This window comes from Gilvimarinus agarilyticus, assembly GCF_000832015.1.
GTDB lineage: Bacteria > Pseudomonadota > Gammaproteobacteria > Pseudomonadales > Cellvibrionaceae > Gilvimarinus > Gilvimarinus agarilyticus.
The window spans coordinates 1,236,554-1,239,190 of the sequence record NZ_JXCJ01000001.1 but is presented as its reverse complement, the minus strand read 5'-3'; the positions used below and the strand labels follow the sequence as shown (position 1 = coordinate 1,239,190).

The following is a 2,637-nucleotide window of genomic DNA, read 5'->3' as shown; positions in this document are numbered from 1 at the left end:
CCGGCACCATTCGCCTCCACGATGATATTACCCATTAAGTCATAAACAAAGTGGGTGGTATTACCGCCGGCCGTTTTGATTACACGCTCGCCTTTACCATTGTGCTGGTACGCGGCAATGACGCTGCCGCCGCGCTTTACCTTCGCCATGCGGTTGCGGGCAGGTGTCGGCACCACGGGTGACGATATTGCCCACCACGCATAGCCCATAGACTCTGCCACCCTGCCGGCAATATTAGCAGGGTAGCAGAGAAAGATCATAACTCAACGAGGCGACCCCAATAATACTCTGTTACTTCTCGGGGGGATTACCTCTGCATTCTCGATCTCGCAAGATCTTCAGAATATAAAGGAATACTGTCGTAATAATCACAAAATTTAATTGCGAGTTATACTCGGAAAAAAGGTCTTTCCCTAACGAATATAGCTTTATTTCGGTAGCAATAAAGCCAGAAAAAGCCGTCAAAAATACAACAAAAAACATAATATTTCGAGCCGTCTTCGAGTTATCGAATAATGACATCAAGCAAACCGATGCTGCCGAGGCATGAAAGAATATTGACATATTCTCACCAAAACTATTGAACGACCAAACCCATAGGAGGCCGAAAAACTCCAATAAAATATGAAAGACTATTATAATTATAATTATAATTATAATAAATATTCTAATCATGGCTGCTCACAACCTTCACACTGCTCTTTGTACTTTTCTTTTACTGCATTAAATGCAGCTTTCCCTAACCCTCCATATAAGGCATAACCATAGAACGGGCTATGGCCCGCCAGGGCGATATCGCATTTTTTACGACACGACTCACCTTTGCAACTTTTGGCACACCCCACATAACAACGATCATGCTCTTCGCATCCTTTTTTGACGTGATCAGGTATCCAGGTTGCCAAGTACGTTCCTGCCTGTCCACAAACGCCTCCAAAAGGGCCAATTGGAGATTGAGGGACATTCTTTTCAAACCAAGCTCCCCACATTGCCCCACCGTCACTCTCATATTGAAATAATCCCATTGGATCACTCTGCACATACCGGCCAAGCCCAGGGTAGTAACCCCGACAGTAGTTATAGTACAACTCAGTCTCACCATCAAAATACTGTCCCGGAAACCGGAACGGCCGCTCTACAATGCTCACAGTCTCAGTCAGCTCACCAAAGGGTGTGTAGTCGGCTTGCCGCACCACGGTGGTGCTGGTTAACGCTTTGGGCGTACCTAAGTGATCGTTGTAACAACAATACATCGCTTGTGTAGGGCTTTTCTGTAACAGAGCCAAGCACTCGCCATTAACGTAGACGTAATCGCGCTGAATGGCCCCTGCACCGTCGGCCTCGGTGATGATATTCCCCATTAAGTCGTAAACAAAGTGAGTAGTATTACCACCCGCCGTTTTGATAACACGTTCGCCTTTCCCATTGTGCTAATACGCTGCAATGACGCTGCCATTGCGATTGACTTGCACCATGCGGTTGCGGGCATTGTAGGTAAAGGTGTCGGCACCACGGGGACGATATTGCCCACCGCGTCATAGCCTATAGACTCTGCTGTACCACCTGTAATTCCTGCTAGGCGGCAGAGAAAAATCATAAATCAAAGAGGCGACCCAGAGACATTCCTTGTTATTAGCTATTGCTGATAAATAAAAAAGCGGATTTACTTGACCACTACAATTCGCCTTACTTACCCTTTATAAAAACTTTTTTTACACGAGCACACTCATCAACTACAACTACGACCTCTTCTCCTGGGCCCTTTAAAAACCCATAAACAATACCCCCCTCCCTCTCTTCTCCATCCCCACCCTTCACCGCCCTACGAACCATAACATCCGATATATCATGCGCACTCATAAACTCGACGGCCTCCTTGGAGAAAGAAGTACCACCGACGTCAACAAACTTCCTCTCACTTTCTTTTTTTATAGCCAAATATATTAACAATGAAAGAAACCCAGTTACCAAGCAAAAGGCTTTCACGAAAGCCAGGCCACCACTATTCAAAAAACCAAGAGAGTTACCACCGTAATAGTTGGTACTAAAAAAAATAAGCAATAAAAACAGTCCGGTTTTTTTAAAAAAATTCTGAGACCTCATTTCTTTTTACACCACATACACATCAATCACACTCATACTCGTCGTTACACGCATGTAAGCAAGCCGCTAGAACACCACTCGAGCCCATTTTACCCAACATACTTGCCGCGTAGGCTATACCCACCGACCCACCTAAAGCCGTATAAATTGCTCCGGCGGCCAAGCCTTCAGCATACCCCATTATATAGTCATCCCAACAACTCAGTTGGCACCTAGTTTTCGGCTTAACCTCTCCGGGAACCGGACGCAACCCCAATGGATCTGCGTATGTCAACGGATTCTGTCTTGAATAAGCATATACGTGATTGATCCTCACCAAGGCAGAATCATTATTTCTACTGTATTCTCTTGCGTTTAGTGTTTCTATCACCCGCATCATAGGGTTTGAAAAGTCCTCCGACAACCCAATCGGATCACTCTGCACATACCTACCCAACCCCGGGTCATAATCCCGAAAGTAGTTGTAATACAACCCTGTCTCCCCATCAAAATACTGTCCAGGGAAACGGAAAGGCTGCTCAACTATACTCACCG

The 2,637-nt window shown here is 45.7% G+C and carries 4 protein-coding genes; all 4 read right to left on the bottom strand.

Annotation, left to right across the window (positions count from 1 at the left end; all coding sequences use genetic code 11):
• The coding region (locus tag SD69_RS18900) for a hypothetical protein (RefSeq protein WP_198144059.1) at positions 1-260 on the bottom strand (260 nt) is incomplete at its 3' end.
• Between the two features lie 411 nt (positions 261-671).
• Positions 672-1,361 carry an RHS repeat domain-containing protein gene (locus tag SD69_RS05395; protein ID WP_041522402.1) on the bottom strand — a complete coding sequence of 230 codons (690 nt, stop codon included), beginning with the start codon at positions 1,359-1,361 and terminating at the stop codon, positions 672-674.
• A 325-nt stretch (positions 1,362-1,686) separates the two neighbouring features.
• Positions 1,687-2,103 (bottom strand): hypothetical protein, encoded by a 417-nt coding sequence (locus SD69_RS05390; protein WP_041522401.1) that lies wholly within the window; start codon positions 2,101-2,103, stop codon positions 1,687-1,689.
• A 22-nt stretch (positions 2,104-2,125) separates the two neighbouring features.
• On the bottom strand, positions 2,126-2,635 hold the full coding sequence (locus SD69_RS18895; protein ID WP_041522400.1) for an RHS repeat-associated core domain-containing protein: 510 nt from the start codon (positions 2,633-2,635) through the stop codon (positions 2,126-2,128).
• Positions 2,636-2,637: the final 2 nt, after the last annotated feature.

What these genes read in the sequence shown, in the direction of transcription:
- SD69_RS05395 (WP_041522402.1), bottom strand. Translation starts at nt 1,361, where the DNA reads ATGGGGAATATCATCACCGAGGCCGACGGTGCAGGGGCCATTCAGCGC.
- SD69_RS05390 (WP_041522401.1), bottom strand. Translation starts at nt 2,103, where the DNA reads ATGAGGTCTCAGAATTTTTTTAAAAAAACCGGACTGTTTTTATTGCTT.